Origin of the sequence: Modestobacter versicolor, assembly GCF_041028285.1 — a bacterium.
In the GTDB taxonomy this organism is placed as follows: Bacteria; Actinomycetota; Actinomycetes; order Mycobacteriales; family Geodermatophilaceae; genus Modestobacter; species Modestobacter versicolor_A.
The window spans coordinates 1-17,251 of record NZ_JABGDB010000011.1 but is presented as its reverse complement, the minus strand read 5'-3'; the positions used below and the strand labels follow the sequence as shown (position 1 = coordinate 17,251).

General features: G+C 73.6%; 15 protein-coding genes and 1 tRNA gene. 10 read left to right on the top strand and 6 right to left on the bottom strand.

The window, feature by feature from the left end; genetic code table 11:
* The first annotated feature begins 1 nt into the window (after window position 1).
* Window positions 2-910 carry a carbohydrate ABC transporter permease gene (locus tag HL054_RS21380; protein ID WP_369141143.1) on the top strand — a complete coding sequence of 303 codons (909 nt, stop codon included), beginning with the start codon at window positions 2-4 and terminating at the stop codon, window positions 908-910.
* A 32-nt stretch (window positions 911-942) separates the two neighbouring features.
* Here HL054_RS21380 and HL054_RS21375 read toward each other — a convergent pair whose 3' ends face one another.
* Window positions 943-2,148 (bottom strand): ROK family transcriptional regulator, encoded by a 1,206-nt coding sequence (locus HL054_RS21375; protein ID WP_369141142.1) that lies wholly within the window; start codon window positions 2,146-2,148, stop codon window positions 943-945.
* A 152-nt stretch (window positions 2,149-2,300) separates the two neighbouring features.
* Here HL054_RS21375 and xylA point away from each other — a divergent pair, with 152 nt between their 5' ends.
* The 9 genes from xylA to HL054_RS21330 all read left to right on the top strand — a co-directional run bounded on the left by xylA (window position 2,301) and on the right by HL054_RS21330 (window position 10,760).
* Complete coding sequence (gene xylA / locus HL054_RS21370) at window positions 2,301-3,491, top strand: xylose isomerase (RefSeq protein WP_369141141.1); 1,191 nt, start codon at window positions 2,301-2,303, stop codon at window positions 3,489-3,491.
* Window position 3,492: 1 nt separating this feature from the next.
* Window positions 3,493-4,911, top strand: a complete 1,419-nt coding sequence (gene xylB, locus HL054_RS21365; protein ID WP_369141140.1) for a xylulokinase — start codon at window positions 3,493-3,495, stop codon at window positions 4,909-4,911.
* A gap of 113 nt (window positions 4,912-5,024) precedes the next feature.
* Window positions 5,025-6,098, top strand: a complete 1,074-nt coding sequence (locus tag HL054_RS21360; protein ID WP_369141139.1) for an ABC transporter ATP-binding protein — start codon at window positions 5,025-5,027, stop codon at window positions 6,096-6,098.
* The gene (locus HL054_RS21355) at window positions 6,095-7,012 is read left to right on the top strand and encodes an aldose 1-epimerase family protein (RefSeq protein ID WP_369141138.1); all 918 of its coding nucleotides are present in this window, start codon (window positions 6,095-6,097) and stop codon (window positions 7,010-7,012) included. The genes HL054_RS21360 and HL054_RS21355 overlap by 4 nt, the downstream gene beginning before the upstream one ends.
* Before the next feature lie 65 nt (window positions 7,013-7,077).
* Window positions 7,078-7,482 carry a chorismate mutase gene (aroH, locus tag HL054_RS21350; RefSeq protein ID WP_369141137.1) on the top strand — a complete coding sequence of 135 codons (405 nt, stop codon included), beginning with the start codon at window positions 7,078-7,080 and terminating at the stop codon, window positions 7,480-7,482.
* Complete coding sequence (gene cmk / locus HL054_RS21345; RefSeq protein WP_369141136.1) at window positions 7,479-8,165, top strand: (d)CMP kinase; 687 nt, start codon at window positions 7,479-7,481, stop codon at window positions 8,163-8,165. The genes aroH and cmk overlap by 4 nt, the downstream gene beginning before the upstream one ends.
* Entirely contained in the window at window positions 8,162-9,532 is a 1,371-nt protein-coding gene (gene der / locus HL054_RS21340; protein ID WP_369141135.1) for a ribosome biogenesis GTPase Der, read from the top strand. The genes cmk and der overlap by 4 nt, the downstream gene beginning before the upstream one ends.
* A 76-nt stretch (window positions 9,533-9,608) precedes the next feature.
* Window positions 9,609-9,682: transfer RNA gene (locus HL054_RS21335), tRNA-Pro, on the top strand.
* A 658-nt stretch (window positions 9,683-10,340) separates the two neighbouring features.
* On the top strand, window positions 10,341-10,760 hold the full coding sequence (locus HL054_RS21330; RefSeq protein ID WP_369141134.1) for an acyl-CoA thioesterase: 420 nt from the start codon (window positions 10,341-10,343) through the stop codon (window positions 10,758-10,760).
* A 387-nt stretch (window positions 10,761-11,147) separates the two neighbouring features.
* On the opposite strand, the gene HL054_RS21325 is transcribed toward HL054_RS21330, so the two are convergent.
* The 5 genes from HL054_RS21325 to HL054_RS21305 form a co-directional block, all read right to left on the bottom strand.
* Window positions 11,148-11,933, bottom strand: coding sequence for an SDR family oxidoreductase (locus HL054_RS21325; protein WP_369141133.1), 786 nt, complete (start codon window positions 11,931-11,933; stop codon window positions 11,148-11,150).
* Between the two features lie 79 nt (window positions 11,934-12,012).
* Window positions 12,013-12,609: a TetR/AcrR family transcriptional regulator gene (locus HL054_RS21320; protein WP_369141194.1), complete on the bottom strand. Its 597-nt coding sequence runs from the start codon at window positions 12,607-12,609 to the stop codon at window positions 12,013-12,015.
* Window positions 12,610-12,659: 50 nt separating this feature from the next.
* A complete protein-coding gene (gene scpA, locus HL054_RS21315; protein WP_369141132.1) occupies window positions 12,660-14,867 on the bottom strand; it encodes a methylmalonyl-CoA mutase in 2,208 nt (735 codons plus the stop codon).
* Window positions 14,864-16,777, bottom strand: coding sequence for a methylmalonyl-CoA mutase subunit beta (locus HL054_RS21310; RefSeq protein ID WP_369141131.1), 1,914 nt, complete (start codon window positions 16,775-16,777; stop codon window positions 14,864-14,866). Before HL054_RS21310 ends, scpA begins: the two co-directional genes overlap by 4 nt.
* The coding region (locus HL054_RS21305) for an acetyl-CoA carboxylase biotin carboxyl carrier protein subunit (RefSeq protein ID WP_369141130.1) at window positions 16,774-17,251 on the bottom strand (478 nt) is incomplete at its 5' end. The genes HL054_RS21305 and HL054_RS21310, both read right to left, overlap by 4 nt.

Here is a 17,251-nt window from a genome sequence, read left to right as displayed (position 1 = left end):
CGTGGCCCAGACCGCCACCCTCCCGGAGACCCCGGCCGGCGCCGCGGCCGGCCCGGTCCGCCCCCGCCGCGGCCGCCGCAGCTCCGGCGGCCGGCGCGAGCGCCCCAACGGCCTGGCCGGCATCCTCGCCGCGATCTGGCTGGTGATCGTCGCCGTCCCGCTGTACTTCCTGGTCGCGGCCAGCTTCCGGACCCGGCAGGACTACCTGTCGACCAGCCCGCTGAAGCCCCCGACGGACCCGACGCTGGAGAACTACCGGACGGTCCTGTCCGGCGGGTTCCCCACGTACCTGCTCAACAACGTCATCGTCACGGTGGCCACCGTGCTCATCGTGCTGGCCGTGACCGTGCCGGCGGCCTACGCCGTGGCCCGCAACGCCGGCCCGCTGGTGCAGCGGATGTTCTCGATCATGCTGGTCGGCCTGGCCATCCCCGCGCAGGCGACGATCATCCCGGTCTACCTGCTGATCACCCAGCTGCGGCTCTACGACACCCTGCTGGCGATCATCCTGCCGACGGCCGCCTTCGCGCTGCCGGTGGCGATGCTGGTGATGACCAACAGCCTGCGTGACGTGCCCAAGGAGCTGTACGAGGCGCAGACCCTCGACGGCGCCGGCCCGGCCGCGGTGCTGCGCAACCTGGTGCTCCCGCTGGCCAAGCCGGCGATCACCACGGTGTCGGTGTTCACCGCGCTGAACGCCTGGAACGGCTTCCTCTTCCCCCTGGTGCTCACCCAGTCCCGCGACACCCGGGTGCTGACCCTGGGCCTGGTGGACTTCCAGGGGCAGTTCGGCGTGAACGTGCCCGGCCTGCTGGCCGCGGTCACGTTGTCGGTGGTGCCGATCTTCGTGCTGTACCTCGTCGGACGGCGCTACCTGCTGGGCGGGCTCACCGCCGGCTTCGGCAAGTAGCGGCCCACCCGGTGGAGGTCATCGCGCTCGGGTCAGCCGAGGAAGCGCGCCGGGTCGGCCAGGACGACGTCCAGTGCCCGCAGCGCCGCGCCGCTGGCCCCGGCCGCCGGCGGGCCCTGCGCGCCGACGATGCGGGGGGCCTGCCAACGGGCGGACAGCACCCGGTCGGCCAGGTGCCGTTCGAGGGCGGGGCGCAGCAGCGCGGCGAGCTCGGCCAGGTGCCCGCCCAGCACGACGGTCGGGATGCCGACGACGTTGACCACGCCGGCCAGGGCCACGCCGAGGGCCCAGGCGCCGGTGCCCAGCGCACCGGTCGCCGCCGGGTCGCCGGCGCGGACCCGGTCGGCCAGCTCGGGGGAGGGCACGTCCGGCGCGAGCCCGGCGGCGTGCAGCAGCGCGTGCCGGCCGGCGTAGAGCTCCAGGCAGCCGGTCGACCCGCAGGTGCACGGGGGCCCGTCGGGGCGGACGCAGACGTGGCCCACCTCGCCGGCCCAGCCGGAGCTGCCGGTGACCACCCGGCCGTCGAGGACCACGGCCCCGCCGATGCCGATCTGCCCGGAGAGGTAGAGGAAGTCGCGGTGCGGCCCGGCGCGGCCCGGCGCCTCCGCGGCGACGGTCCGGGCGGCGAGGTCGGCCTCGTTGCCGAGCACCACGGACACCTCCGGCGGCACGCAGCCGGCCAGCAGTTCGGCGGTGGGCAGGTCCGACCAGCCGAGGTTGGGGGCGCGCAGCAGCACGCCGGCGTCCTCGTCGACCAGCCCGGGCAGGGCGAGGCCGGCCCCGACCAGGCGCACGCCCGGCGCCAGCGCGGCGAGCACCTCGGCGGCGACGGCCCGCAGCCGGGCGAAGGTGCCGGCCGGGTCGCTCGCCCGGAAGTCGCCCAGCTCGACCCGCTCGGCGACCGTCCGGCCGCGCAGGTCGAGCACCCGGGCGGCCACCAGCCCCGCGTCGACCTGCAGGCCGAGCGCGGCGAAGCAGGCGCCGGGCAGCAGCGGCGTGGCCGGCCGGCCGCGTCGGGGGAGCGCCTCGCGCGCCACCTCGTCGAGCAGCCCACCGGCCACCAGCTCGTCGACCAGCCGCGCGGCGGTCGCCCGGGTCATCCCGGTCGCCGCGGCGATGTCCGACCGCGAGGTGGGCGTCGGCGAGGCGCACACGGTGCGCAGGGCGAGGCCCAGGTTCGTCGTCCGCAGGGTGGCCTGCCGGGCCCCGCTGGGCACGTCGGCCGGTCGCTGCGTCACCTGTTGAGGTTAGCCGCTCCAAGCCTTATGTTTCGAGGCGATACAAAATCATTGCCCCACCGGGTGACCCACTCCGGCGACCGGCCCGCGCCGGTCGCACGCCGGTCCCCGGTGCGCACCCGCCCGCTCCACCCAGCGAGAGGAACTCAGTGATGAGCACCCTGCAGCCGACCCCCGAGGACAAGTTCACGTTCGGCCTGTGGACGGTCGGCTGGACCGCCCGCGACCCGTTCGGTGACGCCACCCGTCCCGAGGTCGACGTGGTCGAGTCCGTGCACCGGCTGGCCGAGATGGGGGCCTACGGCGTCACGTTCCACGACGACGACGTCATCCCCTTCGGCAGCGACACCGCCGCCCGCGACGAGCGGATCAAGCGCTTCCGCACCGCCATCGACGAGACCGGTCTCGTCGTCCCGATGGTGACGACGAACCTGTTCACCCACCCGGTGTTCAAGGAGGGCGGGCTCACCGCCAACGACCGCGAGGTCCGCCGGTTCGCCATGCGCAAGGTCATGCGCAACATGGACCTGGCCGCCGAGCTCGGCGCGCAGACCTACGTGCTGTGGGGCGGCCGCGAGGGCGCCGAGGTCGACATGGCCAAGGACCTCATCGCCTCGCTGGACCGCTACGCCGAGGCCATCGACACCCTGGCCGCCTACTCCGAGGCCCGCGGCTACGGCCTGCGCTTCGCCCTGGAGCCCAAGCCGAACGAGCCCCGCGGCGACATCTTCCTGCCCACCATCGGGCACGCGCTGGGCTTCATCGCCAAGCTCGAGCACGCGCACCTGGTCGGCCTCAACCCGGAGACCGGGCACGAGCAGATGGCCAACCTGAACTTCACGCACGGCATCGCCGAGGCGCTGTGGGCCGGCAAGTTGTTCCACATCGACCTGAACGGCCAGCACGGGCCCAAGTTCGACCAGGACCTGGTGTTCGGCCACGGCGACCTGCTGCAGGCGTTCTCCACCGTCGACCTGCTGGAGAACGGCGGCGTCGACGGCGCCCCGGCCTACCAGGGCCCGCGGCACTTCGACTACAAGCCGCTGCGCACCGAGGACATGGACGGCGTGTGGCGCTCGGCCGCGGCCAACATGCGCACCTACCTGCTGCTCAAGGAGCGGGCCGCGGCCTTCCGCGCCGACCCCGAGGTGCAGGAGGCGCTGGCCGCCGCCCGCGTGCCGGAGCTGCGCACCCCGACCCTCGGCGAGGGCGAGACCTTCGAGGAGCTGCTCGCCGACCGCTCGGCGCTGGAGGAGTTCGACGCCGAGACCGTCGCCACCCGCGGCGCCGGCGTCGTCCGGGTCGACCAGCTGATGATCGAGCACCTGCTCGGCGCCCGCTGACATGACCCTGGTGGCGGGGGTCGACTCGTCGACCCAGTCGTGCAAGGTCGTCGTCCGGGACGCCGGGACCGGCGCCCTGGTCCGCGAGGGCCGGGCGTCGCACCCGGACGGCACGGAGGTCGACCCCGCCGCCTGGGCCACGGCGCTGCGGACGGCGATCGGCGAGGCCGGCGGCCTCGCCGACGTCGCCGCGGTCGCCGTGGGCGGGCAGCAGCACGGGATGGTCTGCCTCGACGAGGCCGGCGAGGTGGTCCGTCCGGCGCTGCTGTGGAACGACACCCGGTCGGCCCAGGCGGCGACCGACCTGACCGCCGAGCTCGGCGGGGGCCGGGCCTGGGCCGAGGCGGTCGGGCTGGTGCCGGTCGCGTCGTTCACCGTCACGAAGCTGCGCTGGCTGGCCGAGCACGAGCCGGACAACGCGGCCCGGACGGCGGCGGTCTGCCTGCCGCACGACTGGCTCACCTGGCAGCTGGCCGGCACACCGGGGCTCGACGCGCTCGTCACCGACCGCGGCGACGCCAGCGGCACCGGGTACTGGTCGACGCACACCGGCGAGTACCGGACCGACCTGCTGCAGCGGGCGTTCGGCCGGGACGCGGTGCTGCCCCGGGTGCTGGGGCCGGCCGAGGAGGCCGGCGTCGTCGCCGCCGGTGCCCTCGGGGCCGACGGTGGTGCCCTGCTGGGGCCCGGCACCGGGGACAACGCCGCCGCGGCCCTCGGCATCAACGCCGAGCCCGGCGACGTGGTCATCTCCATCGGCACCTCAGGCGTGGTCTCCACCGTCTCGGCGACCCCGAGCGCGGACCCCTCCGGCACGGTCGCCGGGTTCGCCGACGCGACCGGCAACTTCCTGCCGCTGACGGTCACCCTCAACGCCGCCCGGGTGCTGGACGCCACCGCACGGCTGCTCGGCGTCGACCACGCCGAGCTGTCCCGGCTGGCGCTCAGCGCGCCGGCCGGGTCCGGCGGGCTGGTGCTGGTGCCCTACCTGGAGGGCGAGCGGACGCCGGACAAGCCGCGATCCACCGGCGCGCTGCACGGGCTGACGCTGGGCACCGCCGACCCGGCGCACCTGGCCCGGGCCGCCGTCGAGGGCCTGCTCTGCGGGCTCGCCGACGGGCTGGACGCCATCGCCGCGCTGGGCAACCCGGTGCGCCGGGTCTTCCTGGTCGGCGGCGGCGCCCGCTCGGAGGCGGTCCGCCGGCTGGCGCCCGCCGTCCTCGGCGTGCCGGTGCTCGTGCCCCCGCCCGGCGAGTACGTCGCCGACGGCGCCGCCCGCCAGGCGGCCTGGGTGCTGGCCGGGGGCAGCACGCCGCCGGTGTGGCCGGCGACGAGCACGGAGACCTACGAGGCCGACGCGGTCCCGCACGTCCGCGAGCGGTACGCCGAGGTCCGCGACCTGACCGCGGACCGCACCTGACCCACCCACGTCGGGCCGGCCGCGGGGAGCGCGGCTCGACCAGCACAGCACCACCGTGTACCGACCCACTCGGATCGTCCGGCACGTTCCTGCCGGTAGGAGGAGCACACCCCATGGCGTCAGTCACCTACGACCGCGCGACCCGCCGCTACGCCGGCGCCGACCGCCCCGCGGTCGACGCGCTGGACCTCGACGTCGAGGACGGCGAGTTCCTGGTCCTGGTCGGTCCGTCCGGCTGCGGGAAGTCCACGTCGCTGCGCATGCTGGCCGGGCTGGAGGAGGTCGACGAGGGCGCCATCCGGATCGGCGGCCGCGACGTCACCGACGTCGCCGCCAAGGACCGGGACATCGCGATGGTGTTCCAGAACTACGCGCTGTACCCGCACATGACCGTGGCGGACAACATGGGCTTCGCGCTGAAGATGGCCAAGGTCGGCAAGGACGAGATCGCCACCCGGGTCAAGGAGGCCGCCCGGCTGCTGGACCTCGAGGACTACCTGGACCGCAAGCCCAAGGCGCTGTCCGGTGGCCAGCGCCAGCGGGTCGCCATGGGCCGGGCCATCGTGCGCAGCCCGCAGGTGTTCCTGATGGACGAGCCGCTGTCCAACCTCGACGCCAAGCTGCGGGTGCAGACCCGCACCCAGATCGCCCAGCTGCAGCGCCGGCTGGAGGTCACCACCGTCTACGTCACCCACGACCAGGTCGAGGCCATGACCATGGGCGACCGGGTCGCGGTGCTCAAGGACGGCCTGCTCATGCAGGTCGGCAAGCCGCGCGAGCTCTACGACCAGCCGAGGAACGTGTTCGTGGCCGGCTTCATCGGCTCGCCGGCGATGAACCTGTTCACCCTCGACCAGGTCGACGGCGGCGTCTCCTTCGGCGACGACGTCTACCCCGTCTTCCGGGACGTGCTCGGCCGCACCGGGGAGGACCAGGTCACCCTCGGCGTCCGGCCGGAGGACCTCGAGGTGTCGGCCCAGGGCCTGCCGATCGAGGTGGACGTCGTGGAGGAGCTCGGCGCGGACGCCTACGTCTACGGCCGCACCCGGGTCGGCGACGGCGAGCACCAGATCATCGCGCGCGTCGACGGTCGTCGTCCCCCGGCCAAGGGCGAGGTCTTCCACGTCACCCCGCGCCGCGGGCACGTGCACCTGTTCGACGTCGGCAGCGGCGAGCGCCTCGGGTGACGGCGCTGCCCACCGGCGAGCAGTACGTCCTGCGCTCGGCCGACGCGGAGGCCGTCGTCGTCGAGGTCGGTGGCGGGCTGCGCACCTACCGGTCCGGCGGCCGCGACCTGCTCGACGGGTTCGGCGAGCGGGAGATGGCCGCCAACGCCCGCGGCCAGGTGCTCGCGCCGTGGCCCAACCGGCTGCGCGACGGCCGGTTCCGCTGGGACGGCGAGGAGCACGAGACCCCGCTGTCGGAGGCGGCGACCGGCAACGCCATCCACGGCCTGGTGCGCTACCTGCCCTGGCAGGTGGTCGACCGGACCAGCGACTCGGTCCGGCTGCAGCACCTGCTGCACCCGCAGCCGGGCTACCCGTGGACGCTGCGGCTGGAGGTCGGCTACGAGCTGACCCCGGACGGGCTGCGCGTGCAGACCACCGCCACCAACGACGGCGACGAGGCGCTGCCCTACGGCGAGGGGCACCACCCCTACCTCGCCGCGGGCGCCGGCCTGCACGTCGACGACTGCACGCTGACCGCCCCCGGCGCGACGCGGCTGGAGACCGACGAGCGGGCGCTGCCCGTCGGGTCGGCGGAGGTGGCCGGCACGCCGTACGACCTGCGCGCCGGCCGGCTGGTCGGTGACCTGGTCATCGACCACTGCTTCACCGACCTCGAGCGGGACGCCGACGGGCTGGCCTGGGTCCGGTTCGCCGGGCCCGACGGTCGCGGCACCGCGCTGTGGCTGGACGGCGCCTACACCCACCTGCAGCTGTTCACCGGTGACGTGGTGCCCGAGCCGCGCCGCCGGCAGGGGCTGGCGGTCGAGCCGATGACCTGCCCGCCGAACGCGTTCGCCACCGGCGAGTCGGTGATCCGGCTGGAGCCGGGGGAGTCGACCACCGCCAGCTGGGGCCTGGCACCGCTCGGCTGAGCCGCTCGCCACCTCTCCCGCCGTCCGTCGGGAGAGGTGGCGCGGGCTCCGTAGACTCGACCGAGGTGCACGGCGACCCGTGCACCGCATCGATCGAGGAGAGTGCTGTGGCCGTCCGAGCCATCCGGGGTGCGACACAGGTGGCCGCCGACGACCGCGACGAGGTGCTGGGCGCCACGCGCGAGCTCGTCAGCACCGTCCTGGAGCGCAACGCGCTCGACCCGGCGGACCTGATCAGCATCCTGTTCACCGCCACCCCCGACCTGGTGTCGGAGTTCCCGGCGCTGGCCGCGCGGGAGCTGGGGCTCGGTGACGTCCCGCTGATGTGCGCCACCGAGATCGCCGTCCCGCACGCCCTGCCGCGGGTGCTCCGGCTGATGGCGCACGTCGAGACGTCGCGGTCCCGCGCCGACGTGCAGCACGTGTACCTGCGCGGCGCCGTGGCCCTGCGACGGGACATCGCCCAGTGAGCGGGTTCCGCGGGCAGGTCACGCTGGACGGGCCGTCGGGGACGGGGAAGTCCAGCGTCGCCCGCGCCGTGGCCACCGAACTCGGCGCGGCCTACCTGGACACCGGCGCGATGTACCGGGCGGCCACCGTCGCGGTGCTGGACGCCGGGGTCGACCTGGACGACGCCGAGGGCATCGCGCACGCGGTCGCGGCGGCCGACATCCAGGTCGGGACGGCGGCCGACGCCGAGGTGGTGCTGGTCGACGGCGTGGACGTCGCCGAGCGGATCCGCGGCACCGAGGTCACCCGTGCGGTGTCGCCGGTGAGCGCCGTCCCCGCGGTGCGCCGGCTGCTGGTCGACCGGCAGCGCGCGCTGGTCGGCGAGGCGCACGCCGTCGTCGTCGAGGGCCGGGACATCGGCACGGTCGTGCTGCCCGACGCCACCCTGAAGGTCTACCTGACCGCCGCCCCCGAGGCGCGCGCCGACCGCCGCGCCGGGCAGCTCGGGGTCACCGACCCCGCCCGGATCGCCCAGATCGCCGCCGACCTGCGCCGCCGGGACGAGTACGACAGCAGCCGGGCCGACAGCCCGCTGCGCCCTGCTGCCGACGCCGTGGTCGTCGACAGCACCGGGCTGGACCGCGAGGCCGTCGTCGAGCGCGTGCTCGAGCTGGCCCGCACAGCAGTAGGAGAGCCCGCATGAGCGACATCGACCTCCCGCCCGCCCTCGACGAGCCCACCGGCCCGCTGCCGGTGGTGGCGGTCGTCGGCCGGCCGAACGTCGGCAAGTCGACCCTGGTCAACCGGTTCATCGGCCGGCGCGCCGCGGTGGTGCAGGACGTCCCCGGCGTCACCCGGGACCGGATCCCGTACCAGGCGCTGTGGAACGGCAAGAACTTCACCGTCGTCGACACCGGCGGCTGGGAGCCCAAGGCGACCGGCATGGCCGCGGCGATCGCCCGGCAGGCCGAGTACGCGATGAAGACCGCCGACGTGGTCGTGCTGGTCGTGGACGCCTCCGTGGGGGCCACCGAGACCGACCTGGCCGCCGCCCGGGTGCTCCGGCGCAGCACGACGCCGGTGATCCTGGTGGCCAACAAGGTCGACGACGAGCGCAGCGAGGCCGGCGCCGCCGAGCTGTGGTCGCTGGGGCTGGGGGAGCCGTTCCCGGTCAGCGCACTGCACGGCCGGGGGAGCGGTGACCTGCTCGACCTGGTGCTCGACGCCATGCCGGAGGCGCCGCGGGAGACCGACGAGGTCGGCGGCCCTCGCCGGGTCGCGCTGGTCGGCCGGCCGAACGTCGGCAAGTCCAGCCTGATCAACCGGCTGTCCAAGGAGGAGCGGTCGGTCGTCGACTCGGTCGCGGGCACCACCGTGGACCCGGTCGACTCGATCGTGACGATCGGCGGGGAGGAGTGGCGGTTCGTCGACACCGCCGGCCTGCGCCGCCGGGTGAACACCGCCAGCGGCACCGAGTACTACGCCAGCCTGCGCACCGAGGCCGCGATCGAGGCGGCCGAGGTGGCCGTCGTGCTGCTGGCCGCCGACGAGGTGATCAGCGAGCAGGACCAGCGGGTGATCACCCAGGTGATCGAGGCCGGCCGCGCGCTGGTGATCGCCTTCAACAAGTGGGACACCCTCGACGAGGACCGGCACGCCCAGCTGGAGAAGGAGATCGACCGCGACCTGGCCCGGGTGAAGTGGGCCAGCCGGGTCAACATCTCGGCGCTGACCGGCCGCGGGGTGGCCAAGCTGGCCGGGCACCTCGAGGAGGCGCTGGCGGGCTGGGAGACCCGGGTGCCGACCGCGGAGCTGAACACCTTCATCCGCGCGCTGGTGCAGGAGACGCCGCCGCCGGCCCGCGGGGGCAAGGCGCCGAAGATCAAGTACGTGACCCAGGCCGACATCCGGCCGCCGCGGTTCGTGGTCTTCTCCACCGGCTTCCTCGAGGCCGGCTACCGGCGGTTCCTGGAACGCCGGCTGCGCGAGCAGTTCGGCTTCCACGGCACCCCGATCGACGTCTCGGTCAAGGTGCGGGACACCAAGGCGCGCGACCACCACAAGGCCTGACCCGGTTCTCCGGGCGGGGGAGCGGCTGGGGTAACCTGCTCCGGCAGCGATCGAGCGCCGCGAGGCGCTCGGAGCTCGGGCTGTAGCGCAGCTTGGTAGCGCACTTGACTGGGGGTCAAGGGGTCGCAGGTTCAAATCCTGTCAGCCCGACAGTGAAACCGCAGGTCAGAGGCGGGTTGTCCATCCGGACGGCCCGCCTCTCGCGTTATCGTGGGCGCCGTTTACAGCAACGGGCTGCTGTACTCGCTCCCGGGCAGGCCGCCAGGTGGTCGGGTAGGAGTCCGGCAGGCGCGGGTCGCACACAGCAGCCCTCCTGGGTGCGCTGGCCGCCGGCACGCCGCGGAGACCCCTCCACGGGTGCGCGCCCGGCAGGTCCGTCGGACGTCAATCAGCGTCCGTCCCGGTCCAGGGAGGGTCATCGCTGTCCCCAGTCTCGTCTGGAGCTGACCAGGCCGGGCCGGTGTAGGTGTCCGGGGACGCGCATCTTCCCCGCGGGCCGGGCGAGGCCTGGCGAGAAGCGAGCCGGAGGACTTGGGCATGTCGGTGCCCTGTCGCCCATGTCCGCGCGTCAAGGGGTCGTTGGTCCAGATCCTGGCTGCCGGACGGCGAAGCTCAGCTCAGAGTGGCGTCCTGGGAGAGTGTCGGGTGCATCTGCTCGTCAGTACTGCCACGGTCGACCGAGGCGGCGGGACTACGCGGCAAGACGTGGAGGTCCTCGGTCCGCACAGGGAGAAGCCTCGACCTGCCTGCAACATCGTCAGCGGGCGAGAAGCATCTCGGTCCGCTCGGCCTCGCTATGGTCCGGGCCGTGACGAAGCCCGAGATCGACTTCCGTACCCGCAAGTGGGTCAAGCCGGAGGACCTGAACGCCAACGGGACGCTGTTCGGCGGCAGCCTGCTCAAGTGGATCGACGAAGAGGCAGCGATCTACGCCATCGTCCAACTCGGCAACCAGCGCGCAGTCACCAAGTACATGTCCGAGATCGACTTCGTCGCCTCCGCGGAGCAGGGCGACATGATCGAGATGGGCCTGACCGCCACTGGGTTCGGTCGCACCTCGTTGACGCTGCGGGCTCAGGTCCGCAACATGATCACGCGAGAGCTGATCCTGAGCATCGACAAGATCGTCTTCGTGAACCTCGGCGAGGACGGGCGACCGGTCCCGCACGGGTACAGCGAGATCACATACGACAGGGACCGCATCCCCGGGCCGCCGCGCGGGGTTTGAGCAGTCCACTCGTCGGACCCCGATGTCGCGTGCACGAGTCGAGAGGCGTGCGAACGACGCCCTCCGTGCCTTCCTCGCCCGTCGACCGGGAGGTCATCGACATGGCGCCCGCGCCGGGCCTGGACTCGGAGCCGAAACGGATGAGCGTCGACGCCGTCCGGCCCACCCGGGAATTCGGCCACAGCCAGGGCACGGTGGAGGTCTTCTCCGCCCGTGGAGGTCGGCATGTGTGCATCCGGATGAACTCGCGGATCAGGTCGAGCAAACGGCGACCAAAGGGACCCGACGTCGACCTGGCGCGGTCGCGGCTGCGTATCGCGGCGGGGGAGTGGGCGCGGGGTGACGTCAATCGTGCGGCGCTGCGGATCCGGCCAGCGGCGCGCTCGGTCAGATGGACTCGGGCCGGTGGATGCTCTCTGCGCCACCGTCGATGAAGATGACCTGTCCGGTCACGTGCGTGTTCTCGGCGCTGGCCAGCCAGGCGAGCAGGGCGGCCGGGGCCTCTGGCGGCGCCGCCGGGCCGTTGAGGGGCGACGGCGCACCTGCATCGAGCATCGCGCGGCCCTCGACGGTGGCCAGGACCGGAGCGGTCATCGGTGTCGCGATGACGCCGGGGGCGACCGCGTTGAGTGCGATGCCTACCCCGGCCCACTCCGGGGTGGGGGCGGCTGCGCGGACCCATCGGGCGATGGCGTACTTGGAGGTCGTGTACACCGGGCTACCCCCGGAGGCGTTGAGCGTCGTGCCGATCCGCTCGGCCTCTCGGCGTGCGCCGGCCTCGTCGCCGGCCATCAGGCGCTCGAAGAGTGCGTTGTCGGTCTCCTGGATGGCGGCGATGGAGGAGACCACCACGGCTCGGGGAGCCGCGGACCGGACCAGCAGGTGACGGAGGTCCTCGGCCGCGGCTTTGGCGCCGAAGTAGTTGACGCTGATGGTGACCGGGCTGGGGGCGACGAGGCCAGCGACGGCGATGACGGCGTCGACCTGACCGTTGCTCTGGGCCGAGACCTGCTCGACCAGCGATGCGCGCCCCTCGTCGGTGCTCAGGTCCGCGGTGACGTCGGCGTCTCTGAGGTCGACGCCGATGACCTTCTGCCCGTCGGCGCGCAGCCGCTCGGCGGTCGCCTTGCCGATCCCCGATGCCGCACCGGTGATGACCGTTGTCCTGCTCATGATGTCCCTCGTGTCGTTGATGACGGGGCGTGCGGATGTGGCACGCAAGGTGCGCCCGGGTTGGTGGAGGAGCTGGTGATCACGTCTTGCCGGTCAGCCGGCCGGGGACCACGCTGAGGAGGCGGTCGGTGAGGACCTGCGGGTCGGCGTACGGCTCGGCGTCGCTGTCGCGCAGCCACCGCGTGACCAGCGAGACCATGCCGCCGGCGATGAACAGGGCCGCGTCGTCGTGCCGCAGCTCGGGTGGGACAGCGTCGCCGAGCAGGCGGATGACCTCGCGGATCTGGCGCGCGTAGGCGTCGACGATCTTCTCGTCCACGGTGGAGGTGAGCCGCCAGTCGAGCGCGGCGCGGTAGAAGGTCCGCCGGCTCGCGATGTGTGATGACAGGCGGTGGATCGCCGCGCGGACATCAGGTGGCCCGGTCGCCGTCGGTGTCGCCGGTGCGATGCCGAGGTCCTCAAGGGTGTCGACGAGCATCGCGACGGCGAGGGCTTCCAGGTCGGGGAACTGCGCGTAGAACGCGCTACGGCTCACGCCGGCGCCTCGGACGATGGCGTTGACGGTGACGTCGGCGGCGGCATTGGCGGACAGTCGCTCGACCGAGGTGAAGATCGCGGCGCGAGTCCGCGCGGGGCGCGGGTCCTCAGCTCGGATCGACGCATCGGGACGGCTCATGCCAGTCACCGTACAACTTTCCGAACAGGCGTGCGGAAAATCGGTGCGGCTCAGTGGCCGAGTCGTTGGGCCAGGGTGCGCAGCAGGTCCTGCGCGGCCTCGGAGATGACGGTGCCGGGTGGGAAGACCGCGGCTGCGCCCATCTCCTTCAGGGTGGGGACGTCGTCGGGTGGGATGACGCCGCCGACGACGACGAGCACGTCGTCGGCGCCGAGGGCGGCGAGGGCGTCGCGCAGCGCGGGGACCAGGGTGAGGTGGCCGGCGGCGAGGGAGGAGACGCCGACGACGTGCACGTCGGCCTCCACGGCCTGGCGGGCGACCTCCTCGGGGGTCTGGAACAGCGGGCCGACGTCGACGTCGAAGCCGAGGTCGGCGAAGGCGGTGGCGATGACCTTCTGGCCGCGGTCGTGCCCGTCCTGGCCCATCTTGGCGACCAGGATCCGCGGTCGGCGGCCCTCGGCCTCGGCGAACGCCGAGGCCATCGCCCGGGTGTCGGCCACGGCGCCGTCCTTGCCTGCCTCGTCGCGGTACACCCCGGAGATGGTGCGCACCTGGCCGGAGTGCCGGCCGTAGACGGCTTCGAGTGCGTCGGAGATCTCCCCGACCGTGGCCTTGGCTCGCGCGGCGTTCACGGCGAGCTTGAGCAGATTGCTCTCCAGCGAGGAGTCGCGTCGTCCCTCGGCGGCGGCGCGGGCGGCGTCGGTGAGCCGGCCGAGGGTCTCCTCGACGGCCCGAGGGTCGCGGGAGGCGCGCAGCTCCTCCAGCTTGGCCTTCTGCTGCGCGAGCACGTCCTTGTTGTCGACCTTGAGGACGTCGACGGCCTCGTCGGCGGCCACCCGGTACTTGTTCACCCCGATCACCGGCTGGCGGCCCGAGTCGATCCGGGCCTGGGTGCGGGCGGCGGCCTCCTCGATCCGCAGCTTCGGGATGCCGTCGTCGATGGCCTGGGCCATGCCGCCGTGCGCGGCCACTTCCTGGATATGCGCCCACGCCCGGCGGGCCAGGTCGTAGGTGAGCTTCTCCACGTACGCCGAGCCGCCCCACGGGTCGATGACCCGCGTCGTCCCGGACTCCTGCTGCAGCAGCAGCTGGGTGTTCCGCGCGATCCGGGCGGAGAAGTCCGTCGGCAGCGCGAGGGCCTCGTCCAGGGCGTTGGTGTGCAGCGACTGGGTGTGCCCCTGGGTGGCGGCCATCGCCTCCAGACAGGTCCGGACGACGTTGTTGTAGACGTCCTGTGCGGTCAGCGACCAGCCAGAGGTCTGGCAGTGGGTGCGCAGCGACATCGACTTGTCCTTCTGCGCCCCAGCCTCGCGGACCAGCTTGGCCCACAGCAGCCGGCCGGCCCGCAGCTTCGCGACCTCCATGAAGAAGTTCATGCCGATCCCCCAGAAGAAGGACAACCGGGGCGCGAACACGTCCACGTCCATGCCTGCGGCCTTGCCGGCCTGCAGGTACTCGACCCCGTCGGCGAGGGTGTAGGCCAGCTCGAGGTCGGCCGTCGCCCCGGCCTCCTGGATGTGGTAGCCGGAGATGGAGATCGAGTTGAACCGCGGCATCTGCGTGGAGGTGAACGCGAAGATGTCGCTGATGATCTGCATCGAGGGCTTCGGCGGGTAGATGTAGGTGTTGCGGACCATGAACTCCTTGAGGATGTCGTTCTGGATCGTCCCGGTGAGCTGGTCCGGGCCCACGCCCTGCTCCTCGGCGGCGACCACGAACAGCGCCAGCACCGGCAGCACGGCGCCGTTCATCGTCATCGACACGCTCATCCGGTCCAGCGGGATGCCGTCGAACAGCTGCCGCATGTCCAGGATCGAGTCGATCGCCACCCCCGCCATCCCCACGTCACCGACCACCCGCGGGTGGTCGGAGTCGTAGCCGCGGTGGGTGGGCAGGTCGAAGGCGACGCTCAGGCCCTTCTGCCCGGCGGCGAGGTTGCGCCGGTAGAAGGCGTTGGACGCAGCCGCGGTGGAGAACCCGGCGTACTGCCGCACCGTCCAGGGCTGGGTCGTGTACATCGTCGGATACGGCCCACGCAGGTACGGGGCGATGCCCGGGTACGTGTCCAGGAAGTCCACGTCGGCCAGGTCGGCCGCGGTCGACAGCGGCGGGACGGCGATGCCCTCCGGGGTCTGCCACGTCGCCTCGGCCACACTGCGCCCGGTGGCTTGCTCGTAAGCCTGCGCCCAGTCCTCGGCGGTCGCTTCGGTGGCCGGGGCGCCCAGCTCCACAGCGCCGAAGTCGGGGATCCCGCTCATGCCCGTGCCTCCTGGTCGACGGGGGCAGAAATGGCCATTTCTGCCCCGAGGGACTGCTCGAGCACGGTGCGCACTGCGGCGAGTGCATCACATCCGGCGTGCGCGTACCCGTCGACGCCGTCCACCGCCAGGGACGGCGGACCGGCGAGCCACACCTGGGTGGCGCCGGCCGACCGCAGCTCGGCGGCCAGCTCCGCGGCGCGCTCGGCGTAGTCGCGGTCGGTGCCGCAAATGCAGGCGACGGTCGTGCCGGCTTCGGCGAGCCCGCCGGCGCCGTCGCCGGCCGGGGTGTGCAGGCCGCCGGCGCCGAACAAGTTGGCTGCGAAGGTGGCCCGCGCGGTGTGCCGGGCGACCGGGCCGAGCGTGGCCAGGTACACCCGCGGGCGGGGCTCGACTGCCTCCACCGCGTCGCGCAGCTCCTCGAACGCGCCCGCGGTGCGCACCCGGGGCAGCCCGCCGGACGGCGGCGGCGGAGCCGGGCGACGGACCGGCAGCTTCTCCGCCGGGTTGGGGAACTCGCTCACCCCGGTGATCGCCTCGGACCGGGTGGCCAGCCGCTGCGACCGCTCGGCCCAGGCCGTCCCGATCCGCTCGGCCACCAACCCGGAGGACAGTGCAGCGGCCAGCCCACCGGCTCGCTCGATCTCGGTGAACCACGCCCACGCCGCCTGGGCGAGGGACTCGGTCAGCGACTCGACGTACCAAGAGCCGCCGGCCGGGTCGATCACCCGAGCCAGGTGCCCCTCCTCGACCAGCAGGCCCTGGGTGTTGCGGGCGATCCGCCGAGCGAAGGCGTCGGGCAGACCGAGGGCTGCGTCGAAGGGCTGCACGGTGACCACGTCGGCGCCCCCGACCCCAGCGGCGAAGCAGGCCACCGTCGTCCGCAGCATGTTCACCCACGGGTCGTGCCGGGTGGTCATCACCGAGGAGGTGACCGCGTGCTGCCGCATCGCCCGAGCAGCCGGGGATGCCCCGCTGGCCTCGCCCACCCGGTCCCACAGCCGGCGGGCCGCCCGCAGCGCGGCGATCGTCGTGAACTGGTCCGCGGAGGCGGAGAAGCGGAACTCCAGCTGGCCCAAGGCCTCGTCGACGGTCAGGCCTTGCGCGGTCAGCGCCCGCAGGTAGGCCACCCCGGCGGCAACCGCGCAGCCGAGCTCTTCCACCGCCGAGGCGCCCGCGTCGGCGAAGACGGTCCCGTCGACCACGACGGTCCGCCAGCCGTCAGGTGCGCGCCGGGCCCGGTCGGCCAGCCCGTCCAGCGACTGGGGCTCACCGGTGGCGGCCAGCAGCCCGAGCGGGTCCAACCCCAGGCAGCCGCCTGGCGCCAGGTCAGTCCGGCCCTCGACCAGGGCGAGGAACGCCTCGGCGGCCGGGGTCCCACCGGAGAGCGTCACCGGGGCCAGGTCCAGCAGGACGTCGGCGAGCACATCGGCCAGCGACTCCACCGGCACCGCGCCCTCACCGAGCACCAGCCACAGTGACGAGACGCCGTTCTCCAGGTCCGCCGCGATCGCCTCCCGGGTCCCGGCCACGTCCGGGTCGGCGTGCCGCTGCCGCACGTCCCAGCCGGTCGGTACGTCGGCGTCCGCACCGCCGGCCGCGGTGACGCCTGCCGCACCGGCCCGGGCGCCGCGGGTGAACGGCGGCAGCCCCGGCACCCCGGCCAGTGCCGGGAGCTCGTCCGCGTCCTCGGCGCTGTACAACGGCGCGACCGTGACGCCGGTGGCGACCGGCACCCGCAGCGCCTCCTCGACCGGTTCGGGCAGCCCGTCGCGGCCGGCCTTGCGCAGCACCCCGGCCACCAGGTCCCGCCACTGGGCACGGCTCGCCGCCGGGAACTCCCCGGCCAGCTGGAGCACCTCCGGAGCCTCCGGCTCAGCAGGCGGCGGGCTGCCGTGACCGACGGTCACTCGGTGTCCTTGATGGTGCAGAGGACGGCGCCGCTGCCGATGCTGGCGCCGACCTCGGCGGTCAGCCCGGTGACGGTGCCGGCCTTGTGGGCGGTGATGGGCTGTTCCATCTTCATCGCCTCGAGGACGACGACCAGGTCACCGGCGGCGACGGTGGCGCCGTCGTCGACCGCGACCTTGACGATGGTGCCCTGCATGGGCGCGGTGAGGGAGTCACCGGACGCAGCCGACCCGCCGTGCCCGCCGCCGCGCTTGCGGGGCTTGGCGCCCGCGGCGGCCGGTGCCGGGCCACCGGCGGCCAGCCCGGCCGGCAGGGAGACCTCGAGCCGGCGGCCGCCGACCTCGACGACGACGGTCTGCCGCGGCTCGGCCTCCTCGGCTTCGGCGGCGGGGCCGTAGGGCTGGACCTGGTTGTCCCACTCGGTCTCGATCCAGCGGGTGTGCACGGTGAACGGCTCGGCGGTGAAGGCCGGG